At 43.5% G+C, this 24,399-nt stretch carries 28 protein-coding genes and 1 other annotated feature; of the genes, 27 read left to right on the top strand and 1 reads right to left on the bottom strand.

Annotation, left to right across the window (positions count from 1 at the left end):
- Nucleotides 1–7: 7 nt before the first annotated feature.
- Nucleotides 8–661 (bottom strand): uracil-DNA glycosylase, encoded by a 654-nt coding sequence (locus ECA1_RS10635; protein WP_010747984.1) that lies wholly within the window; start codon nucleotides 659–661, stop codon nucleotides 8–10.
- Nucleotides 662–830: 169 nt separating this feature from the next.
- Nucleotides 831–901 (top strand) — a sequence feature (ribosomal protein L21 leader region).
- A 19-nt stretch (nucleotides 902–920) separates the two neighbouring features.
- Between ECA1_RS10635 and rplU the strand changes: the two genes are divergently transcribed.
- The 27 genes from rplU (at nucleotide 921) to recN (ending at nucleotide 24,387) form a co-directional block, all read left to right on the top strand.
- Complete coding sequence (rplU, locus tag ECA1_RS10630; protein WP_060792439.1) at nucleotides 921–1,229, top strand: 50S ribosomal protein L21; 309 nt, start codon at nucleotides 921–923, stop codon at nucleotides 1,227–1,229.
- Nucleotides 1,230–1,255: 26 nt separating this feature from the next.
- Nucleotides 1,256–1,600: a ribosomal-processing cysteine protease Prp gene (locus tag ECA1_RS10625; protein ID WP_005225752.1), complete on the top strand. Its 345-nt coding sequence runs from the start codon at nucleotides 1,256–1,258 to the stop codon at nucleotides 1,598–1,600.
- A gap of 12 nt (nucleotides 1,601–1,612) precedes the next feature.
- Entirely contained in the window at nucleotides 1,613–1,906 is a 294-nt protein-coding gene (gene rpmA, locus ECA1_RS10620; RefSeq protein ID WP_003126181.1) for a 50S ribosomal protein L27, read from the top strand.
- Between the two features lie 109 nt (nucleotides 1,907–2,015).
- Nucleotides 2,016–2,480 (top strand): GNAT family N-acetyltransferase, encoded by a 465-nt coding sequence (locus ECA1_RS10615; protein WP_060792438.1) that lies wholly within the window; start codon nucleotides 2,016–2,018, stop codon nucleotides 2,478–2,480.
- Between the two features lie 460 nt (nucleotides 2,481–2,940).
- Complete coding sequence (locus ECA1_RS10610) at nucleotides 2,941–3,876, top strand: phosphate/phosphite/phosphonate ABC transporter substrate-binding protein (RefSeq protein WP_060792437.1); 936 nt, start codon at nucleotides 2,941–2,943, stop codon at nucleotides 3,874–3,876.
- A gap of 95 nt (nucleotides 3,877–3,971) precedes the next feature.
- Nucleotides 3,972–4,760, top strand: coding sequence for a phosphonate ABC transporter ATP-binding protein (phnC, locus tag ECA1_RS10605; protein WP_016610305.1), 789 nt, complete (start codon nucleotides 3,972–3,974; stop codon nucleotides 4,758–4,760).
- The gene (phnE, locus tag ECA1_RS10600) at nucleotides 4,757–5,539 is read left to right on the top strand and encodes a phosphonate ABC transporter, permease protein PhnE (protein WP_005235330.1); all 783 of its coding nucleotides are present in this window, start codon (nucleotides 4,757–4,759) and stop codon (nucleotides 5,537–5,539) included. Before phnC ends, phnE (ECA1_RS10600) begins: the two co-directional genes overlap by 4 nt.
- Nucleotides 5,536–6,327, top strand: a complete 792-nt coding sequence (gene phnE, locus ECA1_RS10595) for a phosphonate ABC transporter, permease protein PhnE (RefSeq protein ID WP_010747988.1) — start codon at nucleotides 5,536–5,538, stop codon at nucleotides 6,325–6,327. Before phnE (ECA1_RS10600) ends, phnE (ECA1_RS10595) begins: the two co-directional genes overlap by 4 nt.
- A gap of 147 nt (nucleotides 6,328–6,474) precedes the next feature.
- On the top strand, nucleotides 6,475–7,383 hold the full coding sequence (locus tag ECA1_RS10590) for a diacylglycerol/lipid kinase family protein (RefSeq protein ID WP_016610303.1): 909 nt from the start codon (nucleotides 6,475–6,477) through the stop codon (nucleotides 7,381–7,383).
- A gap of 96 nt (nucleotides 7,384–7,479) precedes the next feature.
- Nucleotides 7,480–8,013, top strand: a complete 534-nt coding sequence (locus ECA1_RS10585; RefSeq protein WP_005225759.1) for a GNAT family N-acetyltransferase — start codon at nucleotides 7,480–7,482, stop codon at nucleotides 8,011–8,013.
- A 182-nt stretch (nucleotides 8,014–8,195) separates the two neighbouring features.
- Nucleotides 8,196–11,018: a sigma-54-dependent transcriptional regulator gene (locus ECA1_RS10580; RefSeq protein ID WP_445971401.1), complete on the top strand. Its 2,823-nt coding sequence runs from the start codon at nucleotides 8,196–8,198 to the stop codon at nucleotides 11,016–11,018.
- Nucleotides 11,019–11,248: 230 nt separating this feature from the next.
- Nucleotides 11,249–11,743 carry a PTS sugar transporter subunit IIB gene (locus ECA1_RS10575; protein ID WP_026008065.1) on the top strand — a complete coding sequence of 165 codons (495 nt, stop codon included), beginning with the start codon at nucleotides 11,249–11,251 and terminating at the stop codon, nucleotides 11,741–11,743.
- A 69-nt stretch (nucleotides 11,744–11,812) separates the two neighbouring features.
- Nucleotides 11,813–12,805 (top strand): mannose/fructose/sorbose PTS transporter subunit IIA, encoded by a 993-nt coding sequence (locus tag ECA1_RS10570; protein ID WP_005225763.1) that lies wholly within the window; start codon nucleotides 11,813–11,815, stop codon nucleotides 12,803–12,805.
- Nucleotides 12,806–12,835: 30 nt separating this feature from the next.
- Complete coding sequence (locus ECA1_RS10565; protein ID WP_005225764.1) at nucleotides 12,836–13,639, top strand: PTS mannose/fructose/sorbose transporter subunit IIC; 804 nt, start codon at nucleotides 12,836–12,838, stop codon at nucleotides 13,637–13,639.
- Between the two features lie 20 nt (nucleotides 13,640–13,659).
- On the top strand, nucleotides 13,660–14,571 hold the full coding sequence (locus ECA1_RS10560) for a PTS system mannose/fructose/sorbose family transporter subunit IID (protein WP_005225765.1): 912 nt from the start codon (nucleotides 13,660–13,662) through the stop codon (nucleotides 14,569–14,571).
- Between the two features lie 114 nt (nucleotides 14,572–14,685).
- The gene (locus ECA1_RS10555) at nucleotides 14,686–15,051 is read left to right on the top strand and encodes a DUF956 family protein (protein WP_005225766.1); all 366 of its coding nucleotides are present in this window, start codon (nucleotides 14,686–14,688) and stop codon (nucleotides 15,049–15,051) included.
- A 74-nt stretch (nucleotides 15,052–15,125) separates the two neighbouring features.
- Complete coding sequence (locus ECA1_RS10550; protein WP_005225767.1) at nucleotides 15,126–15,365, top strand: GlsB/YeaQ/YmgE family stress response membrane protein; 240 nt, start codon at nucleotides 15,126–15,128, stop codon at nucleotides 15,363–15,365.
- Between the two features lie 218 nt (nucleotides 15,366–15,583).
- Nucleotides 15,584–16,648: a M24 family metallopeptidase gene (locus ECA1_RS10545; RefSeq protein ID WP_005225769.1), complete on the top strand. Its 1,065-nt coding sequence runs from the start codon at nucleotides 15,584–15,586 to the stop codon at nucleotides 16,646–16,648.
- Between the two features lie 209 nt (nucleotides 16,649–16,857).
- Nucleotides 16,858–17,283, top strand: coding sequence for an Asp23/Gls24 family envelope stress response protein (locus ECA1_RS10540; protein WP_005225770.1), 426 nt, complete (start codon nucleotides 16,858–16,860; stop codon nucleotides 17,281–17,283).
- Nucleotides 17,276–17,740, top strand: coding sequence for a transcription antitermination factor NusB (nusB, locus tag ECA1_RS10535; protein ID WP_060792436.1), 465 nt, complete (start codon nucleotides 17,276–17,278; stop codon nucleotides 17,738–17,740). Before ECA1_RS10540 ends, nusB begins: the two co-directional genes overlap by 8 nt.
- Before the next feature lie 293 nt (nucleotides 17,741–18,033).
- Complete coding sequence (locus tag ECA1_RS10530) at nucleotides 18,034–18,885, top strand: bifunctional methylenetetrahydrofolate dehydrogenase/methenyltetrahydrofolate cyclohydrolase (RefSeq protein ID WP_005235351.1); 852 nt, start codon at nucleotides 18,034–18,036, stop codon at nucleotides 18,883–18,885.
- Entirely contained in the window at nucleotides 18,886–20,238 is a 1,353-nt protein-coding gene (gene xseA, locus ECA1_RS10525; RefSeq protein WP_060792435.1) for an exodeoxyribonuclease VII large subunit, read from the top strand.
- Nucleotides 20,219–20,440, top strand: coding sequence for an exodeoxyribonuclease VII small subunit (locus tag ECA1_RS10520; RefSeq protein WP_005225774.1), 222 nt, complete (start codon nucleotides 20,219–20,221; stop codon nucleotides 20,438–20,440). Before xseA ends, ECA1_RS10520 begins: the two co-directional genes overlap by 20 nt.
- The gene (locus tag ECA1_RS10515; protein ID WP_060792434.1) at nucleotides 20,437–21,333 is read left to right on the top strand and encodes a polyprenyl synthetase family protein; all 897 of its coding nucleotides are present in this window, start codon (nucleotides 20,437–20,439) and stop codon (nucleotides 21,331–21,333) included. The genes ECA1_RS10520 and ECA1_RS10515 overlap by 4 nt, the downstream gene beginning before the upstream one ends.
- Complete coding sequence (locus tag ECA1_RS10510; protein WP_060792433.1) at nucleotides 21,330–22,151, top strand: TlyA family RNA methyltransferase; 822 nt, start codon at nucleotides 21,330–21,332, stop codon at nucleotides 22,149–22,151. Before ECA1_RS10515 ends, ECA1_RS10510 begins: the two co-directional genes overlap by 4 nt.
- A gap of 97 nt (nucleotides 22,152–22,248) precedes the next feature.
- Complete coding sequence (argR, locus tag ECA1_RS10505; protein WP_005225777.1) at nucleotides 22,249–22,698, top strand: arginine repressor; 450 nt, start codon at nucleotides 22,249–22,251, stop codon at nucleotides 22,696–22,698.
- A 15-nt stretch (nucleotides 22,699–22,713) separates the two neighbouring features.
- Entirely contained in the window at nucleotides 22,714–24,387 is a 1,674-nt protein-coding gene (gene recN, locus ECA1_RS10500; RefSeq protein ID WP_060792432.1) for a DNA repair protein RecN, read from the top strand.
- Nucleotides 24,388–24,399: the final 12 nt, after the last annotated feature.

Here is a 24,399-nt window from a genome sequence, read left to right as displayed (position 1 = left end):
CTGGTCGTTATTCGTCGGCTGGTATTTGTGAGAGGATGTTTCTTAACCCTCGCCAATCGGCTTCGATTTGCGGAGTCAACGTTCGATTGTAAAAGATCGCAGCGGGATGATACATCGGCACGATCAAATATTCTTTTTCCGACCATTGATAGCCATCTTTTGTTGGATTGCTTTCTTGTATTTTGGAACGGATCACTTCGCCATGGTGATCTTTGATATAATAGGCGTTGCCTAATAATCGCTGCAGTCCGATATTGCCAACAGTTGCAATGACAGGCGGATCTACAACGGACAACTCGTAGTCAAGCAGCGGTGCGTGTAGCAAGACTTCTTTTTTTGTAGGTGTCCGATTGGGATGGACGATCTCATGGGCACCGCTGCGTTTGTTGATTCGTTCTTTGACGGAATATGGGCGGCTGCGGACAGCGCTGGTGATGTAGACATCCTCACGGGTCAAACCGGCTAAAGCCAACGATTTCATCAATTCTTTTCCTGCTTGTCCGCTAAAAGGAATAAAATTTTCGATTTCGGTTCGACCAGGGGCTTCCCCAACTATCATCAATTTGGGCTGCAGCGGTCCTTGACCGGGAACAAATCCTTCCAACGGATAACTGCGGGATGCCTGTTGAACGGCAGTGGCTAATTCTTTGGGGTATTGCATGAAAACTCCTCCAATTCTGTTTCACTTGTGCTCTTTCTTCTATAGTAATAGAAAACAAAAAATGCACAAAAGGAAATGACTAGTAGCAAAAGAATTCTGTCTTTTCCTTAATTAGTGATTGACTTTAGGAAAACATTTTGATAAAGTTAATCTGTTGTAATTGTGGACTCCACAGCTACAACCGCACAGAACAAGTAGTAAGTACGAAAGTCACTTGGGATGGCGAGTCTAAGTATATTATAAGGAGGTGCTGTAGAGCATGTACGCAATTATCAAAACTGGTGGGAAACAAGTAAAAGTTGAAGTGGGTCAAGCAATCTACGTTGAAAAATTAGACGTTGAAGCTGGACAAAAGGTTACTTTTGATGAAGTTATCTTAGTAGGTGGCGAATCAACAAAAGTGGGTGCCCCAATCGTTGCAGGAGCAACTGTTGAAGGGACTGTTGAAAAACACGGCAAACAAAAGAAAGTCGTAACTTTCAAATACAAACCTAAAAAACATTCACACCGTAAACAAGGTCACCGTCAACCTTACACAAAAGTTGTTATTAACGCGATCAACGCTTAATTCTTACGAAAAGCAGGGTAACGAATATGATCAAAGGGACATTCAAACGAAATGACTCTGGTCGGATTGTTTCTTTTGAACTAGCTGGACACGCACAAGCAGGAGAATACGGCAAAGACATCGTCTGTGCTGCAGCATCCGCTTTAGCGATCAGTGCAGTCAATGGGATCGATGCTTTGGCTGGTGTTGCGCCAAAAGTTGAAGCAGATAACGAAAATGGTGGGTACTTATTAGTCACACTGCCTTCTCGTTTGACCCAAGAGCAGTCGAATATCGCACAAATTCTTTTAGAAAATTTGTTGATCGGCTTGCAATCAGTTCAAGAAGAGTACAACGATTATATCCAAATCAAAACTACTAAAGAAAACTAGGAGGTGCATCTCATGTTGATGAAAATGAATTTGCAATTCTTCGCTCACAAAAAAGGTGGGGGTTCTACTTCTAACGGACGTGACTCTCAATCAAAACGTTTAGGTGCGAAACGTGCTGACGGTCAAACCGTTTCAGGCGGATCAATCCTTTATCGCCAACGCGGTACTAAAATTTACCCAGGGGTAAACGTAGGTATCGGTGGAGATGATACATTGTTTGCAAAAGTTGATGGCGTTGTTCGTTTCGAACGTAAAGGCCGCGACAAAAAACAAGTATCTGTTTATCCAGTAGCGCAAGAAGCATAAGAAAATGACATCCAGATTACGTAAAAGTAACCTGGGTGTTTTTTTATACACCAATGAAACCGTTTTAACTAAATGGTTATTTGTAATGGCTTAGATAAGGAGCGAAGCAATGATTCAGTTAAAAGAAATCACGAAAGAAAACTATCGTGCGTGCATGAATTTGAAGACAACGAAGGAGCAAGAAGACTTTGTTGCGCCCAATTGGTACTCAATGTTAGAGGCGATCTATGAGGAACCTCGTCAGGCATTTGCCCTATACAATGGTGAGGAAATGGTCGGCTTTATGCTATTTAGTTTTTACGAGGCGGATGAGGATTATCCAAAAGCTTCGTGGTGGATCGAGCGGTTTATGATCGCAGAAAAATTCCAAAATCAAGGGTTAGGCACTCAGGCGTTTCTTGCTGGGTTAGATTGGTTCAAAACCCATATCCAAGCGCAAGAATTAAGGATCTCCGCTGTGGATGGCAACGAGATCGCAACGAAGCTTTACGAACGCAATGGCTTTGTTTTGACGGGTGAAATGATTGAGAACGAGCATGTACTCTTGTTGCAGCTGCCAACGGATCAAGGGTAAATGACTCTTTTTACAGTAAGAGAATGAGGTCAAAAGCAGAGGTTCTTAAGGGAATCCTCTGCTTTTTTTGTATTGTTTCGTAAAAAAAAGTGTGCGGTCATCTTCTGGTTAGACGTTTCAAGAAAATTTGTGCACTCGGGGTAAGAATGACGAGTATGTCCATGCTTTGTTGTTCACAAAGTTCCTTTTGCTGTTAACAGAATCTTTACACGTTGACAACACAAACCTTATATTCATTTGATACTCTGAGGAAGTAGAACAAATGGAAAGAAACTTTCGAAAAACGTTGATTATTGAGAATGTGCTCACGAATGATTTCAGTCAAAACACGAACATTGTCAAAAAAGAAAACGTTCGTAATTCGAAAAAGATTGTTTTTAATTCGGTAGTTTTTTATAATCAAAAAGGAAAGTTCGGAATTCCATGAGTTCGATTTTTTATATGAAAAGGAGAAAAAGTGATGAAAGTTTGGAAGAAAACGGCAATGTTTGGTTTAGGTTTGGTGGCAGCAGTTACGCTGGCTGCATGTGGCTCAGGTGGAGCAAGTACTGACTCGGCGGCTGAGGAAGCAGGATATGTACCAGAAAAGTTGACCGTTCAATTTGTCCCATCACAAGCAGCAGAAACATTAGAAGCAAAAGCAAAACCACTTGAGCAATTGTTAAGTGATGAATTGGGGATTCCAGTTACAGTGAGTGTTTCCACTGACTACAATACAATCGTCGAAGCAATGGCTTCGAAACAAGTAGATGTCGGCTTTTTACCGCCGAATGCCTATGTTTTAGCAAATGAGCAAAGCAATGTAAAGGTGTTATTGCAAGCACAGCGTTATGGCATCAAGCAGCCTGGTGGCGAATCAACGGATGAATTGGTTGATAGCTATCGTTCAATGATCGTCGTAAAAAGCGGCAGCGATATCAAAGAGTTGGGCGATTTAAAAGGCAAAACGATTGCCACGCAAGATGTTACTTCTTCTGCCGGTTATGTTTGGCCAGTAGCAGAAATGAAAAAAGCAGGCATCGATATCAATACGGATGTGACGACTGTTCAAGTCAAAGGCCATGACCAAGCGGTCTTATCAGTCTTGAATGGCGACGTTGATGCGGCGTTCGTTTTTGAAGATGCCCGTAACACGGTCAAAAATGATTACCCAGAAATCATGGATGAGGTAGAACCAATGTACTTTACCGAACCGATTCCGAACGATACGATCAGTGTTCGCAGCGATATGAGTGAAGAGTGGGACAAAAAAATCCAAGATGCCTTTATCGCGATCGGAAAAGATGAAGAAGGAAAACAAATCATCTCTGATATTTACTCTCATGAAGGATACGTTGTTTCACAAGACAGCAATTTCGACATCGTAAGAGAGTATGCGGAACAAGTCGGACAATAATTAATAGATGAATAGATCGGGAGGGTACCGGTAGTTGAGGTACCCTTTTCGAATGGACAGCAATTTTTACCTAATGGAAAGAAAGTAGGAGAATCATGGCTCTAGAGAACGAAACGATTATTTCATTTCAGAATGTGACCAAGCAATACCCAAATGGGGTGTTGGGGTTGAAGGACTTGAACATCGATATCAAAAAAGGGGAATTTGTCATCGTAGTGGGCTTATCCGGTGCAGGTAAATCGACGATGCTGCGCTCCATCAATCGACTGCACGAGATCACGAGTGGCGAGATTTTAATCGATAACAAGTCGATCACAAAAGCAAAAGGAAGAGAGCTGCGCTTGATTCGTCGAGACATTGGCATGATTTTCCAAAGCTTCAATTTGGTGAAACGTTCGAGTGTCTTGCGAAACGTCTTAACGGGGCGGGTGGCTTATCATCCCACGATCAAAATGCTGCTGGGTCTGTTTCCGCAAGCGGACAAAGAGTTGGCATATCAATCACTGCAGCGGGTCAATTTAGCAGAAAAAGTCTATACCCGAGCCGATGAATTGTCTGGCGGTCAGCAGCAGCGGGTTTCGATTGCCCGGGCGTTGACGCAAGAACCGAAGATTATTTTAGCGGATGAACCAGTTGCTTCATTGGATCCGTTAACCACTGAAAAAGTCATGAATGACTTAAAACGGATCAATCAAGATCTGGGGATCACCATCGTAGTCAATTTACATTCTGTCCAATTAGCTAGAGAATACGGCACGCGGATCATCGGGTTGCGAGACGGAGGCTTGGTTTTTGATGGCCCTGTCAGTGAAGCGACCGATCAGCGATTGAAACAGATTTATGGCAGCGAGATCATGGAAGAGCAGGAAGGGGCGGGACAATGACGACAAATACGTTGCCGAAACGCAGCGGACTATGGAAAAATGTTCTTTGGCTCGTCATTTTTTTAGTGGTATTGTTCGTTAGCGGCTCTATTTCAGGTGTTGATTTGGCACGGTTCTTTAGCAATAGCAGTCAAATGAATGTCATCTTACAAAAGATGGCTCATCCTGATTGGGCATATGCCAAAATCATTGTTGAGCCGATTTTGCAAACGATACAAATGGCGATCATCGGCACAACCTTTGGTGCACTGGCGGCCTTTCCGTTTTCACTTTTAGCAGCACGAAATATCATGACCAATCATTGGATCAGTGGTTGTTTCCGTTTTGTTTTGAATATCATTCGGACGGTACCCGATTTGATGCTGGCGGCTTTATTTGTTGCCATTGTCGGAATTGGTCCCGTTGCAGGGGTGATCTCCATCTCTGTGTTTTCTTTTGGGATGATCACCAAATTGTTTTATGAATCGATTGAAACGATTGATGAAGGGCCGATCGAAGCGATCACGGCTTCTGGAGGATCGAAGTTTGATATCATCCGCTATGCAGTCGTACCGCAAGTCATGAGTCATTTTCTTAGTTACTTGCTTTATGCCTTTGAGATCAATGTGCGGGCATCGACGATTCTTGGGTATATCGGCGCAGGCGGAATCGGTGTTTTCTTACAACGATCTTTAAGCCAATTTCGATATGACCAAACGTCGATCATCGTCTTAGTGATTTTTGCAGTTGTTTTGGTGATTGATACCATTAGTAATAGATTAAGGGAGCGATTATTATGATGTTGCCAGCAGAACCGAAAAAGAAAAAAATACGGAATTGGCTGATCGCAGTAGTCGTTATCCTCCTTTATATCTGGGCTTTTGCTGGCGTGCCTTTTGCTGGCGTTAAAGAAAATGTCGGTCAAATTGTCGGCTCGATCTTTTATGGCCTGATCCATCCTGATTGGGGCTATGTTTATACCGGTGATGGCGAAGATTTGATCAGTCTGATGATCGAAACCGTCGCGATTGCCTTTGTTGGGACCTTTTTGTCATCGATTTTAAGTATTCCTTTTGCCTTTTGGGCGGCGCGCAGCAAAAACAGCCCTCGCTGGTTATCGGGATTTGGGAAAATCGTGCTGACGGCGATTCGAACGTTTCCAGAAATCGTCTTAGCCATCATGTTTATCAAAACGGTAGGTCCGGGCTCCTTTGCTGGTGTCTTGGCGGTCAGTGTCCATTCCATTGGGATGCTGGCAAAGCTTTACAGCGAAGCGATCGAAAACATGGACCATGGTCCCTCGGAATCCGTCATTAGTGCGGGAGGAAGCCGCTGGGATGTATTAGGCTTTGCGACATTGCCGCAACTGATCCCAGAATTTCTTTCTTTTACCTTGTATCGATTTGAACTGGCTGTCCGTTCAGCTTCGATCTTAGGGATCGTAGGGGCAGGTGGGATCGGTACACCGATGATCTTTGCCATCAATGCGCGTTCATGGAGCCGTGTAGGGATCATTTTATTAGGGATCGTGGTGACGGTCACGATCATTGATTTTATTTCTGGGCGTTTGCGTAAACGATTGGTTTAATAAAATGAAGTGAGTACTCGAAAAAAACACAGTCTGATTAGGCTGTGCTTTTTTTGTAGGGGATAGGCGGAGGTCGTTTAAGACAGGTTTCGTGAAACTTGTTATACTGGATTCATAGAAAATGAACCCAAACAAGGAGGCTGTTTTATGAAAGCATTATTGATCGTCAATCCAAGCTCTGGTGGGGAACAGGCCCAAGAATATGAGCAGCTGGCAGAAGAAAAGTTGCGGGAAGCTTTTTCAGAAGTCGTGGTCAAACATACAGAAAAAGAAGGAGATGCCACACGTTTTGCCTCTGAAGCGGTAGCAGAATTTGACAGTGTCTTTGCAATGGGCGGTGATGGTACCGTCAATGAAGCGGTCAATGGCTTAGCTCCTCATGACAAACGACCAAATTTCGGTTTCTTCCCGCTGGGCACAGTAAATGATTTAGCCAGAGCATTAGCGATTCCACTAGATCCTAAGGAAGCCATCGAATCATTTGCAGTGGATCACACCCGCAAAATCGATATTGGTCAGGTCAATCAAGACTATTTTACCAATGTGGTGGCGATCGGTATGATTCCAGCAGCGATCAACAACGTAGAGGTCGAAGAAAAAACCAAGCTGGGAAAAATGGCCTATTTTGTTTCTGGTCTGCGGGAAGTGCGGAAAAATGAAAGTCATCCGTTTGAAGTGACCGCCGAAAATAATGGCGAAAAAACGACAATCGCTGTGGAAAGCAGTACGATGATCGTTGGGTCATCCAATACGATCGGCGGTTTCGAATCTCTTTTGCCTAAAGCGAGTACCGATGACGGCAAATTGCATCTGATCTACTTGAAGGATACGAATCTTTGGGAGACCGTCAAAAGTGTCCCAGAGCTTCTCAAAGGGGTGACGGAATCAAATGATGTTCTTGGCTATCAAACCTTTGATAAAGCTGCGATTCGTTTGACGGATGGGGCAACGATCGAAACAAATGTCGATGGTGATCCAGGACCTGAATTGCCAATCACAGTAGCGGTACTGCCACAACATCTTACCGTGTATTGCGGAGCTGAAAAAGCCCGCTAAATCATTTATAACTAGGAAACGATCCGTCAAAAGCGGATTGTTTTTTTTGTTCAGAAAGAGTATACTGGGAAAAAATTTACTGAAAGAAGGGATTCTATGACGATACGTTCTGCCACGATTGCAGATGCCCAAGCCTTGACAGCAATCTATGCTTATTATGTAGAAAATACACCGATTACCTTTGAAACGGAGGTGCCATCGGTTCAAGAATTCGCGGAACGCATCGCCAAGACCTTGAAACGCTACCCATATCTCGTTGCAGAAGAGGCTGGTGAAATCGTCGGTTATGCCTATGCGTCAGCCTATAAAGAACGGGCTGCGTACGATTGGACCGTTGAAGTAACCGTTTATTTAGCACCGGATGCCAAAGCAAAAGGGCTCGGCACCGCTCTTTATCAAGCGCTTGAAGAAAAATTAAAAGCGCAAAACGTAGTCAATCTGACTGCCTGCATTACAGGAGGCAATCAACAAAGCGAGGCTTTTCATGAGAAGCTTGGGTATCGGAAAGTTGCTGATTTTGCGCAGGTCGGCTATAAGTTCAATCAATGGCACGATGTGATTTGGATGCAAAAAGAACTGCAATGGTTTCCTGAGAAGGTACCAGCGTTCATTCCCAATGAAAAAGCCTAACGCATCCTGACTTTTGAATATCTTTTTTTGGCAAAATGCTTTATGCTGAGAGTAGCATGTGATAGGACGTTCTATTGCTCTTTCGAACAAAGTATTTTGCTTTTTCTGTGCGGAAAAAAAGTTGCTTTTTTATAGAAAAATGAGTAAAGTATTCAAGTGGAAAAAACAAGGAGGCGAAGCTGTTGGGCAAGCGAATCGAACGGATTTATCAATATATCGTCGAAAATACGATGAGCGGCTTAGGGGAAAAGAAAGGGTTGTCTACTTCAGAAGTTGCCGATCATTTAGCCATTCAGCGCAGTAATGCCAGTAAGGATTTAAATAAGCTTGTCAAAGAAGGGCGCGTCGAAAAAAGCGACTCGCGGCCTGTTCGCTACTGGGCGGCAGGGGTCGATCCCAGCAGTAGGGAAAAGTATGTGCCAAGTTACAAAGAAAGTCGCCCGCAAAGAGAAAAAGCCTTCCCTCAACGGGTACAAGGAAAACCCTCTGACCGAGATATTTTTGCGACGATCATCGGTGCCAACGGAAGTATGAAAAATGCCGTTGAGCAGGCGAAAGCAGCGATCTTGTATCCGCCAAAAGGGCTAAACTGCTTGATCACAGGGCCTACTGGTTCTGGGAAAACCTATTTTGCCCATGCAATGTTTCAGTTTGCCAAAAGCAATCAAGTAATTGCCGATGACAAAGAATTGATCGTCTTTAACTGTGCCGACTATGCAAATAACCCAGAGCTTTTGATGAGCCATTTGTTTGGTTATGTACGGGGGGCCTTTACGGGTGCCGATCAAGAGAAGATCGGTATTATTGATCAAGCGGATGAGAGTATGTTGTTTCTCGATGAGATCCATCGATTACCGCCAGAAGGGCAAGAAATGATTTTTTACTTTATGGACCATGGAACGTTTAGTCGTTTAGGGGAAACGGGCAAAAATCATCAAGCGAATGTCCGAATCGTTGGAGCGACTACCGAAGACCCCAACTCAACGCTATTAGATACCTTTACCCGACGCATTCCTATCAATATTCAACTGCCCTTCTTTGAGAAACGACCCGCATCAGAAAAAGTCGATCTCGTTCGGGTGTTAGTCGGGCAAGAGGCGTCCCGTATTCAGCGGACGATCACCTTGACAGAAGATGTAGTCAAAGCGTTGATCGGCAGTGTCAGTTTTGGGAATATCGGTCAATTGAAATCCAATGTCCAGCTCGTCTGTGCTCGGGGCTTTTTGAATCATATGCAACAAGATGAGATTGAGATCGATTTGATCGATTTGCCAGAAGGGATTCGTTCTGGATTGATCGTTTTGGGGAATCGCCGCAATGAGCTGGCGGAGCTTTCTAAGATCCTTGAACCGAAGATCAGCATTCAACCGAATCAAAACTTAAACAATATTCAATCAGATTCCTATGAATTGCCTTACAATCTCTACGATATCATCGGGGATAAAGCAGCCTTATTAAAAGCAGATGGTTTGGATCAAGAAGCAATCAATCATTTTATTTCAACCGATATCAATGTTCATTTGAAATCTTTTTATAAAGATCACGGCTTCTCTTTTAATTCTGTCAATAAACTAAGTGAATTTGTCGATCAGAAAGTGATCAGTGTAACAAATCAAATTTATGAGATGGTTCGGAAACGGTTAAATTACGATTTCCAGCAAAACTTTATTTACGCGATGAGTTTGCATATCAGTTCTTTTTTGAAAAAGATCCATTTGGGAGAAGAACGGCAAACCAACGACAACATTCGTCAAATGGTGGCGGATTACCCCCAAGAGTTCGAAGTTGCCAAAGAAGTCCGCGACTTCATCGGCGACAGCTTTCACGTGGCGATTCCTGAAAGTGAATCCTATTACTTGGCAGTTCTATTGGTTTCACTGCGTACGACACATTCCTCTGGGAAAATTGGTGTCGTTGTGGCAGCTCACGGCAACAGTACGGCTAGTAGTATGGTACAAGTAGTCAAGCAGCTGTTGGAAGTCGATCAAGTGACAGCGGTGGACATGCCATTAGATATGCCACCGGCTGTGGCGTTGAAAAAAATCGTGGATAGTGTACGAGCAGTCAATGACGGCAGTGGGGTGATCCTCTTAGTCGATATGGGATCCTTAGCGACCTTTAATAATGAAATCCAGCGAGAAACGGGTGTGGCTGTTCGAACAGTCGATATGGTGACTACCTCCATCGTCCTTGAGACGGTCCGTAAAGCATCAGTGATCGGCACGGACCTCGATCAGCTCTATGATTCATTACGGAAGTTCCGCGGATACGGAGCGGTCACTGTGGAAGAACCAGTGACACAAAACCACCACCCTAAAGCGATTCTAGCGGTCTGCGCTTCGGGAAAAGGGACAGCGCAGCGCATCAAAGAATTGATCCAAAGCTCATTGTCAAAACGCCAAAATCAAAATGTTGACGTAGTGACCTTATCGGTGGCGGATCTGAGAACGGACTTGGATCAGATTCAACAGCGCTACCGGCTGATTGCCGCAACGGGGATCATTGATCCGCATATCGATGCACCGTTTATTTCATTAGAACGTTTTATCGACCAAGATGTTGATCTTTTGTTGGATGATATCTTATTGGAAAACGATTTGAGTTTTGAAGATGAAGTGCAGCTAGATGATCGGCAGGCAAAGGAAATCTGTGTTCGGTATTTAGAGGAAAACTTTACCTATATCAATGCGAAAAAAGTGGTAGAGCCGTTGTGGAAATTTGGCGAAGAGATCATTCACGATTTGGATTTGGTAGGGGCGCAGCAAGGCTTTCAGATCAATTTTGTGATGCATGGCGCAGGTATGCTGGAGCGGATCTTATTGCGTCAACCATTGACTGTTTCTGAAATTGATTTAGCAGCGATGGAGGAGAATCCTCTTTACGGCCAATTGCATGTGCATGTCCAATCATTTTCGCGCTTGATGAATATCGAAGTGCCGAAGACAGAAGAGTATTACCTGCTGGAGCTGATCAAAAACCATCACGAAAAAGAAATGTATTTTTAAATCCTGCAAATAATACAGATACACTAAAAAAGATACAGTATTTTTTAGTGTATCTTTTTTAGTGTATTGTCCGAATGCTGATTCTTAAGGTTTTTTCAAGAATAGTGTATCGAAAAAAACTTGGCACGCTTCTTGCTTCTATATAAGTGGATACAGGAGGTGATTGAAAAAAGAACAGATCCTCAATATGAAAAGCGGATCGATGGATGTAGGAGGCTTGCACAATGGGAATGGATATACGTCTTGCCCGAATCGACGATCGGTTGATTCATGGTCAGGTCGCCACAGCTTGGTCGAAAATGACTGGTATCAATCGAATCATCGTGGTCAGTGATGAGGTCGCAAATGACCAATTACGGAAGTTTCTCTTGAAAGAAGCTGCTCCACCAGGAATCAAATCCAATGTGGTGACAGTAGCAAAAATGCTTGAGGTGGCGCATAACACATTATTTAATACGCAAAAAGTCATGTTATTATTTACCAACCCTCAAGATGTCGTGACTCTGGTCAAAGGAGGCATTGACATTCGTTCCGTCAATATCGGCGGCATGAGCTTTTCAATGGGAAAACGGATGATCACTAATTTCGTGTCAGTCAATGATCAAGATCTTGCTTCGCTGCTTTATTTGCAAAATCAAGGCATAGAAGTAGAGATACGCAAAGTTCCAGCTGATCGTAAAATCTTTTTGAAGGATATTTTGGAAAAAGAAGGTAGTCACCCTTAATTTTTTCGATGTTGTTTTTTCTTTCGTATTCGTGTCACATTTTTCAATTTTGATATAGGAGGTAAAAAGATGGTAGGAATTATCCTAGCAAGTCATGGAGAATTTGCTAACGGCATTTTGCAATCTGGTTCAATGATCTTCGGCGAACAAGAAAATGTTAAAGCTGTTACATTGATGCCAAGTGAAGGTCCAGATGACATCAAGGCAAAAATGCAAGAAGCAATTGCTACATTTGACGATCAAGAAGAAGTATTATTCTTAGTTGATCTTTGGGGTGGTACTCCTTTCAACCAAGCAAACAGCTTGTTTGAAGATCACAAAGACAAATGGGCAATCGTTGCTGGTATGAATTTACCAATGGTGATCGAAGCCTATGCTTCACGTTTTTCAATGAACACTGCGCATGAAATCGCTGCGCACATCGTTGAAACAGCTAAAGAAGGGGTTAAGGTCAAACCAGAAGAGCTTGAACCAGAAGAAGCGACAGCACCAAAAGCTGTGCAAGACGATCAACCTAAAGGATCACTTCCTCCGGGAACTGTTCTAGGCGATGGCAAAATCAAAATCGTGCTTGCGCGTGTGGATTCTCGTTTGCTACATGGTCAAGTCGCTACAGCTTGGACAAAATCAGTTAATCCATCTCGGATCATCGTTGTTTCTGATGCAGTTGCAAAAGATGATTTGCGTAAAAAACTGATCGAACAAGCAGCTCCTCCAGGAGTAAAAGCGAACGTCATTCCAGTGGACAAAATGATCGAAGTTTCTAAAGACCCTCGTTTCGGGAATACGAAAGCTTTACTATTATTTGAAAACCCACAAGATGTATTGCGTGCAGTTGAAGGCGGCGTTGACATCACTGAAGTGAACGTTGGTTCAATGGCTCACTCTGTTGGGAAAGTTGTTGTAAGTAAAGTATTGTCGATGGGTACGGACGATGTGAAGACATTTGAAGATCTAAAAGGACGCGGCATCAAATTCGATGTACGTAAAGTGCCAAATGACTCTCGAGACAACATGGACGAAATCTTACGCAAAGCCAAAAATGAATTGGCGAATAAATAGAAACGTATTCAACTAAATAGGAGGTCTATCATGACTATTATATCTATGGTATTAGTAGTACTCGTTGCCTTTTTAGCTGGTATGGAAGGAATCTTGGATGAATTCCAATTCCATCAACCACTAGTCGCGTGTACTTTGATCGGTTTAGTGACCGGTAATTTGGAAGCATGTATCATTTTGGGCGGATCATTACAAATGATCGCACTTGGATGGGCAAATATCGGTGCCGCTGTTGCACCTGATGCTGCATTGGCGTCTGTTGCATCTGCAATTATTTTAGTTTTAGGTGGACAAGGAACTGCTGGTGTTGATACAGCGATTGCCGTTGCGATCCCTCTAGCTGTTGCTGGTTTGTTCTTGACAATGATCGTTCGTACATTAGCTGTGCCAATCGTTCACTTTATGGATGCTGCTGCTGAAGAAGGCAACATTCGTAAAATCGAAATGTGGCATGTGATCGCTGTATGTATGCAAGGGGTTCGTATTGCGATTCCTGCAGCTGCATTGTTGGCAATTCCTGCTGCAACTGTTCAAAACTTCTTAGAATCAATGCCTGCATGGTTAACTGATGGTATGGCTATCGGTGGTGGTATGGTCGTTGCCGTTGGTTATGCAATGGTTATCAACATGATGGCAACTCGTGAAGTATGGCCATTCTTCATTATCGGTTTCGTTATCGCAGCTATTTCTCAATTGACATTGATCGCTATCGGTGCTTTGGCAGTAGCAATCGCATTGATCTACTTGAACCTAACTAAAATGGGCGGATCATCAAATGGAGGCGGCGGCAGCAACACTGGCGACCCTCTAGGCGATATCTTGAATGACTATTAGAATCGAAGGAGGAGAAAAAAATGGCAGAAAAAATTCAATTAAATAAAAAAGATCGTTTAGCCGTAGCATGGCGCTCTACCTTCATTCAAGGTTCATGGAACTATGAACGTATGCAAAATGGTGGTTGGGCATTCTCAATGATTCCAGCAATCAAAAAATTATACAAAACAAAAGAAGACCGTGCCGCTGCATTGAAGCGTCACTTAGAATTCTTTAACACTCACCCATATATCGCATCGCCAATCTTAGGGGTAACATTAGCCTTAGAAGAAGAACGTGCCAATGGCGCGCCTGTCGATGACGTAGCGATCCAAGGGGTAAAAGTTGGGATGATGGGTCCTTTAGCCGGTGTCGGTGACCCTGTGTTCTGGTTTACTGTACGTCCGATGTTAGGTGCTCTAGGTGCTTCTCTTGCTTTAGCTGGAAACATCTTAGGTCCAATCATCTTCTTCGTTGCATGGAACATCATCCGTTGGGCATTTATGTGGTACACACAAGAATTCGGCTATCGTGCTGGTTCAAAAATCACTGATGACCTTTCAGGCGGATTGTTGCAAGATGTAACAAAAGGTGCTTCAATTTTAGGGATGTTCGTATTAGGGTCACTCGTTCAGCGTTGGGTATCGATCTCATTTGCGCCAGTTGTCTCAAGCGTACCGCTTGATGAAGGTGCTTATGTCGATTGGGCGAACTTGCCTTCTGGCTCTGCTGGTTTGCAACAAGCCTTCCAACAAGTTGCTGAAGGCCGTGCGTTGACTGATACAAAAGTAACAACATTGCAAAACAACTTGGATCAATTGATTCCTGGTCTAGCTGCACTATTGCTTACTTTATTATGTATGTGGTTATTGAAGAAAAAAGTTTCTCCAATCATCATTATTATCGGTCTATTCTTAGTCGGTATCGGTGGACACTTGATCGGATTGTTATAATCTTTTCAATGAAAGGTGCTTGGGGCAACCCAAGTACCTTTTTATTTATTCGCCAAACCTGCTGCAAACACGTATAATAAGACAATAAGACGATATAGAATGGAGTAAGCGCAAATGGTACAATCTCTTAATACAAAAGTGGATTTGACGATCGATGCTACGTCTTTTTTAGGGATCAATGAGTACGGCAAAATCATGATCGGCGATAAAGCCTTTGAGTTTTACAATGACCGTGACAAACGCAAGTTTATTCAGATCCCATGGGAAGATGTCGACTATGTGATCGCTTCGGTCATGTTCAAAGGCCGTTGGATACCACGCTATGCGATCCGCACCAAAAAGAATGGCACGTATACCTTCTCCTCAAAAGAACCAAAAAAAGTCTTGCGAGCGATTCGTGAATACGTCGATCCAGACCATATGGTGCATTCATTAGGCTTTTTTGATGTATTGAAACGAGCCTTCACTCGCAGAAAATAACAAGAGAGCATATATTTTTCCAATTGATTCTCAATATGGTACCCTTTTTATAAGAAAGTTTAGGAGGGGTTAGTATGCACTTTTTATGGACATTGATCGTAGGAGCGGTCATCGGTTCAATCGGTGGTGCCATTGCAGGCGAAAAACGCGGTTGTATTTTTGATATCGTTGCAGGACTTGTAGGCGCATCGATTGGTCAAGGCCTTTTTGGCACTTGGGGACCGCAAGTAGCAGGAATGGCTATCGTGCCTGCGATTATTGGCGCGGTCATTTTCGTGGCAGTCGTATCGTTCTTTTTGGGACGTAAAAGATAATTATCAAAAAAGCAATTCATTGATTGAATTGCTTTTTTTTGTGCACGGAAGCCATCATTTAGAAGAGAACAACGAAAGATCACACGGCAGTCTTTTTAAAGTACTCTATCGTTTATTCATATTGCTTGATTTTTTAGAAAACTTTTCGCTTGCTTTCCGCTTTTTCTGGAAGTTTGTTATAATACTATCGTATAGAACAAGAAAGTAGGGAACGATACATGTTAAGAGTTGAAAAATTACGTGAAGCAATGAGAAAAGATTCGATTGATGGGTTCTTGATCACCAGCCCATACAATTTGCGTTACTTGACAAACTTTACTGGGACAACTGGTTTAGCAGTCATTACGTTGGACAAAGCTTTTTTTGTAACAGATTTCCGCTATACAGAGCAAGCAGCTGCCCAAGCTCAAGGTTTTGAGATCGTAAAAAATAGCGGACCGATTTTTGAAGAAGTTGCAACCATCTGCCAAAAGGAAGAAATCAATGTCTTAGCTTTTGAAGAAAGTTTCGTCAGCTTTGCCGAATACTCCGTCTTAGAAGACTTGATCGAGGAATCATCCCTTGCCCCTGTATCGGGGATGATCGAGGCTTTGCGGGAAGTCAAAGATGAGGAAGAGATCGCATTGATCCAACAAGCTTGCCATATCGCCGATCAAGGATTCGAACATATTTTGAAAATGGTCCGCCCAGGAATGACAGAAATCGAAGTGGCGAATCAGTTAGATTTCTTTATGCGTTCATTAGGTGCCACAAGCGTATCTTTTGAAACGATCGTTGCTAGTGGGCTGCGTTCAGCAATGCCCCATGGGGTTGCCAGTGAAAAAGTGATCGAACAAGGCGATCTGATCACGTTAGACTTTGGCTGTTACTATCAAGGCTATGTGTCTGATATGACTAGAACCTTTGCAGTAGGAGATCCTGGCGATAAATTGAAGGAAATCTATCAAATCGTACTTGAAGCGCAAGAAAAAGTCTTGGCCGCAGCAAAACCTGGAATGACCGGAATTGAACTAGATGCGATCGCTCGGGATCACATTGCTTCCTTTGGCTACGGAGATGCCTTTGGTCATTCAACAGGCCATGGGATTGGTTTAGAGATCCACGAAGGACCAAATGTATCCTTCCGCGCTGATAAAGCATTTGTTGTCGGAAACGTCATTACAGATGAACCAGGGATCTATCTTCCAGGAATTGGCGGCGTTCGTATCGAAGATGATCTTTTGATCACAGAAACTGGCAATAAAGTGTTGACACATTCACCGAAAGAATTGATCATTCTCTGATTCATCGACCTTGTTTTTCAGAAAATTCATTGAGAATAGTGGGTTATTATAGATTCTCAGTGCAGAAAATGATAAACTTAGAGCGAGAAGAAACACTGTGCCATGGATGTTATTGATTGAATCAAGCGTTGGTTTGCTTCAAACGGAAAAAACGAGCGGTTTTTTTACAAACAATACGGTACAGCTGTTTAGAATGGAGGCAAAAACGTATGAATGAAGATAAAAACCTTGTATTAAATGCAAGTCCTGAATTAGGCGAGATCGTCATCGCACCAGAAGTGATCGAGATCATTATTGGGATCGCTGCTTCTAAAGTGGAAGGTGTCTATGGGATGCGAGGAACACTGGCAAACAGTGTCACTGAATTATTGGGTCGCGCAGCTCATGGCAAAGGGGTCTACTTAACGATCGATGAAACAGGGATCAAAGTGGATATCTACTGCTATATCACTTATGGGATGTCAGTGCCTAAAGTGGCAATGGAGATCCAAGAACGGGTCAAACAGCAAGTCTTATTTATGACAGATGTACAACTGGCTGAAGTAAATGTTCATGTTGTGGCAGTCGTGCCAGAAAAAGTAGATTTACCAGACATCGAAGAATTATTTGGAAACGACGAGGAAGAAAATGAGTAAAGAATTATCACGGCATGAAATACGGAAAATGGCGTTACAAGCTTTATTTCCACTAGACTTTAATAAAGATTTAACGAAACAAGATGCCATCATGCATGCCATCGAGTTGGAACACCATGAATTGATCGATGAAGAACAAGAGCATTTTGTGCCTGTTTATTTAGATCAATTAGTGGCAGGTGTCTGTCATTACAAAGAAGCCTTGGATGAAGTCATTCAAAATCATTTAAAAGCTGGTTGGAAAATCCAGCGTTTAGCAAAAATGGACGTGACGATTTTACGAATTGCTTTGTATGAAATGATCTATGTGGATAATGTGCCGAATCGTGTGGCTTTGAATGAAGCGATCGAGTTAGCGAAAACCTTTAGTGACGATCAGTCCAGAAAGTTTGTCAACGGTATTTTATCAACAGTCAATCAAGAGCTAGAAACAAAAACCAACCAAGTAAGTGAGTAATTTTCAACCCTAACACGATCGATCAAAAGAGATCAGCTTTTTTTCGATCGAGTCAGAAACCGAACGATTTATGAGCAACCGCCTTGTTTTGACGGTCCTGCTTGATCGTTCGGTTTTTTTGCACGCACTTTGTCGGTTTACCCTCGTTTTTTCCGAAAAAAGGGAGCCTTAGACGGTGTTTTTCTTTTCAGAAAATGCTATGATAGAAAACATGAAGAAGCATATCGACAAACGATTGGTGCGTTTCTTTTTACAAAATAAGTCCGTATAATCAGGTTGGAGGAGTTGTCAGAATGGGTACATTAATCAATGGAAAAGAATTGGCTGAAAAAATGCAAGCAGCGTTTCTTTCAGAGACAGCAACACTAAAAGAGCAGGGTGTGACACCGGGATTAGTTGTTTTGCTTGTTGGAGAAGACAAAGCGAGTCAGACTTATGTGAAAAATAAAGAACTAGCTGCGGCGAAAATCGGTATCAATTCCCGTGTTGCCCGCTACCCTGAATCCATTACTGAGGCAGAATTATTAGCAGAAATCGAACAGTTCAATAACGATGATGCCTTTCATGGAATTTTGGTTCAACTTCCTTTGCCAAAACATATCAATGAAGAAAAAGTACTGTTAGCCATCAAACCAGAAAAAGATGTCGACGGCTTTCATCCAATCAATTTAGGAAAATTATTCGCAGGTGTACCTGACCGAATTCCTTGTACCCCTTATGGCATTATGAAAATGTTTGCTGCGTATGGGATCGAATTGGAAGGAAAAAATGCCTTAGTGATCGGTCGCAGCAACATTGTCGGAAAACCAATGGCGCACTTACTCTTGGGGGCAAATGCCACCGTGACTATTGCTCATTCAAAAACCAAAAATCTGCCCGAGTTGGCAAAACAAGCGGACATTTTAGTCGTGGCGATCGGCCGCGGTCATTTTGTCACAAAAGACTTCGTAAAAGAAGGGGCTGTGGTGATTGATGTTGGGATGAATCGTGATGCCAACGGCAAGTTGATCGGCGATGTGAAATTTGATGAAGTCGAACCGATCGCTAGCTATATCACACCGGTACCTAGAGGTGTAGGTCCAATGACGATCACGATGTTGATGGCCCAAACGATCGAGGCAGCAAAGGAGACAATGAAAAACTAAATGGCGCAAGAATATTTAACGGTAACCGCATTAACAAAATATATCAAGCGTAAGTTTGACGTCGATCCGTATCTAGAACGGGTTTATTTGACGGGGGAGATCTCCAATTTTCGTCGTCGCCCCAATCACCAATACTTTAGTTTGAAGGATGATGGTGCAAAGATTTCGACCGTCATGTTCAAAGGCGCTTTTGACAAGCTGCGCTTTCAACCAGAAGAGGGCATGAAAGTCATGGCGGTTGGGCGTATCACTCTGTATGAGGCAAGCGGAAATTACCAGATGGTGATCGATCATATGGAACCAGACGGTGTCGGCGCTCTTTATCAAGCCTACGAACAATTAAAGCAGAAATTAGCAGCAGAAGGTTTATTTTCTGCACCGAAGCAGTCCTTGCCGAAATACCCGAAACGCATCGCGGTTTTGACCAGTCCTAGTGGAGCGGTGATCAGAGATATCATCACGACGACACAGCGGCGTTATCCCATTGCTCAGATCGTTTTGTATCCAACCGTGGTACAAGGCAATAAAGCTGCGGATGATGTGGTGAAAAATATCCAACGAGTCGAAGCCGATGGGACCTTTGATACTATGATCATCGGACGTGGGGGTGGATCGATCGAGGACCTCTGGCCTTTCAATGAAGAACGAGTGGCAAGAGCCATTTTTGATGCAAAAACCCCCATTATTTCTTCAGTGGGGCATGAAACCGATACGACGATTGCCGATTTAGTGGCGGATGTACGGGCGGCAACTCCGACCGCCGCTGCCGAATTAGCGGTGCCAGTGCTGTCGGAGGAGATTTTGCGGATCGAAGAAAGACAAGCCCGATTAGAGCAAGCATTTATGCATCAGATCCAGTACAAACAAGAACGCTATCAGCGAGTGATTGGATCGTATGTTTTTCGACAACCAGAGCGCTTGTATGAGGCACAGTCCATCAAACTCGATCAGTTGCAGCAGCGGATGCAGCAAGGCTTGCAAACCTTGCTTTATGACAAGGATCGCCAGGCACAGCAATTGATTTCACGGTTGGCCCAACAACAACCAAAAGCGCGATTACAAGCCAGCAATCAAGAGGTCAGCTATCTTTCTCAACGCTTAACGAAAGCCATGAAAGATATTTATGCAGCAAAAGAAAATCAATTTGCAAATGCAGTCCAATCCCTTGATTTGTTAAGCCCACTAAAAATCATGGGACGCGGCTACAGCTATACCACGAAAAATGAGCAGTTGATCAAATCGATTGATGCGATCGAGCCAGAAGATCAGCTGACGATCCATTACCAAGATGGCCAAACACTGGTCGAAGTTATTAGTACAGAAGGAGTTAATCATGGCAAATCCAACATTTGAAGAATCATTACAAGAATTAGAACAAATCGTAACCCGTTTGGAACAAGGCGATGTTCCATTGGAAGAAGCGTTAGATGCTTTTCAAAAAGGCATGGTTTTGAGCAAGCAATGCAAGGACACCTTGAGTAAAGCGGAAAAATCCTTAACAAAAATGATGACTGAATCCAATGAAGAAGTCCCCTTTGAAGAGGAAAGCCAATGAGTGCTTTGAAGGAATTTACGAAAGAACACGCCCCATTGATCGAAGAAGTTATGGAACGTTTTGTCAAAGAACACACTTCTGATCAACGACTATTTGAAAGCATGCAGTATTCGATCCAAGCTGGCGGCAAACGCATTCGCCCGCTTTTATTGGCAGCAACAGTCGCCGCTTTTCACAAACCCGTCAATACCGCGGTGTACCAGTGTGCAGCAGCCCTAGAAATGGTGCATACGTATTCGCTGATCCATGATGATCTGCCAGCAATGGACAACGATGATCTGCGTCGAGGCAAACCCACCAACCATAAGGTTTTTGGTGAAGCTTTAGCGATTTTAGCTGGAGATGGTCTTTTGACGGCTGCGTTTCAATTAGTCGCTATGGCGGAAATCGAAGCCAATCAAAAAGTCTTGCTGCTGCAGCAGTTGAGTAAAGCAGCGGGCACGCAAGGGATGGTCGCCGGCCAAGCAGCTGATATTCAAGGGGAGAACCAAGCCCTTCGTCTTGAGGAGCTCATGTCAATCCATGAACGAAAGACTGGAGAATTGATCCGCTTTGCGGTGATTGCTGGTGGTGTCTTAGCCGACCAGACGGAAGAGGTTCTGCATGAATTGGATCGCTTTGCCCAGCATATTGGGTTAGCCTTTCAAATTCGCGACGATCTGTTAGATGCCACTAGTACGACCGAAGAGCTAGGCAAAGTTGTCCGCCGAGATGACGAGTTGGCGAAAAGTACCTATCCTGCTTTACTTGGCTTAGCAGGCGCGCAGCAAGCCTTGACAGAAGAATTAGGCAAGGCTAAAGCAATTCTGGCGCAATTAACTCAATATGGTCAATTTACGCCAGATGTTTTGTTGGCATTTGTGGAACGATTTGAGATTCGAGGGAACGCATGAAGAAAGAACGAGTAGATGTTTTAGCTGTCCAGCAAGGCCTCTTTGAGACCCGCGAGCAAGCCAAACGAGGAGTGATGGCTGGATTGGTGTACAAAGAAAAAAACAATGAGCGCTTAGATAAGCCTGGAGAAAAAATTGCCGCAGATACACTGCTGCAGATCAAAGGGAAGAAGCTGCCGTATGTTTCTCGTGGTGGTCTCAAGTTAGAAAAAGCACTCAAAGTTTTTGATTTTGACGTAACCGATAAAATCATGTTAGATATCGGCGCTTCCACCGGTGGCTTTACTGATGCGGCGTTGCAAAATGGCGCCAAAAAAAGCTATGCACTGGATGTCGGTTACAATCAGTTAGCATGGAAGCTGCGGCAAGATGAGCGAGTGATCGTAATGGAACGGGTCAACTTCCGTTATGCAAAACCAACAGACTTCCTGGATGGTCTTCCTGAAGCTGCTACGATCGATGTTTCTTTTATTTCACTTAAACTGATCTTACCTCCCCTTTATGATATTTTGGTAACAGATGGCGAAGTGATGGCGCTGATCAAACCACAATTTGAAGCGGGCAAAGAAGCGGTCGGAAAAAATGGGATCGTTCGTGACACCAAAACCCATGAACGAGTGTTGGAGGAAGTACTGGCATTCGCTAAGAAAACAAAATTCGATGTATTAAACCTAAGTTTTTCACCAATCACTGGTGGCGAAGGGAATATCGAGTTTATCGTACATTTAAAGAAAAGCCTGCAAGAAGGCACCGCAGCAGGGATCGACATCCCGAAAGTTGTTGCATCAGCACATGAGACCTTTCATCAACCAAAATAAAGAATGGAAGAGAGTGGACATTTTACTTGTCGGCTCTCTTTCTTTCTTGCGCAAAATAGGATAAAATTAGTAGGAATTCATTCAGGAGGAACAAGAGATGAGAAAAAAAGAACGGCATCGCTTGATTACACGATTGTTAAGTGAACAAGATATTCAGAAACAAGAAGATTTTGTCGAGTTGTTAAAAGATCGCGGCGTCTCAGTCACACAAGCAACCATATCAAGGGATATCAAGGAATTGAAGTTAGTGAAAGTTCCTTCCCAAAAAGGCGGCTATCGCTATAGTATTCCACAAGAGACAACGGAAGACGTGAGTGGTAAACTAGATAAAATCCTAAAAACGGCGTTTGTTTCTGTCGATCGAATGGACAAATTTGTGATCCTGCGCACACTGCCTGGCAATGCTTCGGCTTTGGCGAATTTGATCGATAAGCGTTATGCCAAAGAGTTATTTGGCACGCTAAACGATGATGACAACGTCTTGATGATTACCAGAACAGAAGCAGATACCGAGAACCTATTCAAGGATTTCCAACGTTACGTATAAAAGAGGAGGCAAGGGATGCTTTTAGAATTGTCGATCCAAAATTTTGCGATTATCTCCAACCTGCACCTGTCTTTTCATGAGGGGATGACGGCTCTAACAGGTGAAACCGGTGCTGGGAAATCAATCATTATCGATGCGATGGGCTTACTAGCTGGTGGCAGAGGGTCCAGTGACTATTTGCGTCAAGGCACAGAAAAATGCCGTTTGGAAGGGATTTTTGAATGGCCGAATCAGCAAGAGTTCAAAGAGTTGACCGCAGATCTGGGTATTGATGAAGAGGAAATTCTGATCGTACAACGAGATATCTCTCAATCGGGGAAAAATATTTGTCGTGTCAATGGTCGAACCGTTACCTTGTCGGTTTTGCGTCAAATCGGTTTATTCTTAGTCGATATCCAAGGACAAAATGAGCATCAGGAGCTGCTGCAGCCAGAAAAACATTTGGCGTTGATGGATGGTTTTGGAGATGATGCCTTTAAAGCGGAACTTGCAAGTTACCGTCAAGCCTATCAAGCCTATCGCTCCTTAGAAAAGCATGTGCGGACCATCCAAGAAAATGAGCAGCTCTATGTGCAGCGAATGGATATGCTGCGTTTTCAACAAGAAGAGATCGCCCAAGCGGAATTGATGGAAAATGAAGAAGAGCAGCTGATCGATGAACGAGAAAAACTGACCAATTATCAAAAAATCGTGGATGCTCTCGGGCAAAGCTATGGCGCTCTATCTGCCGAAGAGGTCAATAGCCTAGATGGGGTCAGTGTGGCATTATCAGAAATCCAGTCGATCGCCCATCTTGATCCTGCGTATGAAAAAATCAGTGAAGCGATCCAAAGTGCATACTACCTGCTACAGGATGCAGCCACTGATATTTCTCGGCAAGTCGACAATCTTGAATTAGATGAAGGTCGTCTAGAAGAAGTCATTTCACGACTAGAAACGATTCGTCAATTGAAGCGCAAATACGGGGAGTCAATTCCTGTGATTCTTGCTTATTATGATGAGATTAGTAAAGAAATCAGCGAGTCTGCCTATACGGAAGGTCAGTTGGAACAATTAGAAGAAGAGCTTGCCCAAAAAGCTGAAGCAGTTTGGCAGCTGGCGGAAGCCTTGCACGTCAAACGACGTGAATTGGCTCATCGTTTAGAAAAAGAAATCGTTCAAGAGTTAAAAGAGCTGTATATGGAGCACGCGCAATTTGAAGTGCGGTTTGCATCTGGCTCAAAACAATTAAGCAGCAGCGGCTTTGATACCGTGGAGTTTTATTTGACCACCAACCCCGGTGAAGGCATGAAACCGTTAGTGCGAGTTGCTTCTGGAGGAGAGCTTTCCCGGATCTTATTAGCGCTTAAATCGATTTTCTCCCGCAAGCAAGGAATCACTAGTATTGTCTTTGATGAGGTGGATACTGGGGTCAGTGGCCGAGTAGCTCAGGCGATCGCCGAAAAAATCGCCAAGATCGCTGCGAATTCGCAAGTCTTGTGTATCACCCACTTGCCGCAAGTAGCGGCTGTGGCGGACAATCAATATTTTATCGAAAAAGCAATTCAAGAAGGTCGGACAGAAACCCATGTCCGTAAATTATCAGAAGAAGAACGAGTGGCTGAGATCGCCCGTATGCTCTCAGGTGCAGAAATCACCGATTTAACGATCGAACATGCACGAGAACTATTGGCGCTGGCTCACCGATAAAAATTGGAAACA

Source organism: Enterococcus casseliflavus NBRC 100478 (assembly GCF_001544095.1).
Classification (GTDB): Bacteria; Bacillota; Bacilli; order Lactobacillales; family Enterococcaceae; genus Enterococcus_D; species Enterococcus_D casseliflavus.
The sequence above is the reverse complement of the archived record's forward strand: the minus strand, read 5'-3'. Positions and strand labels throughout refer to the sequence as shown.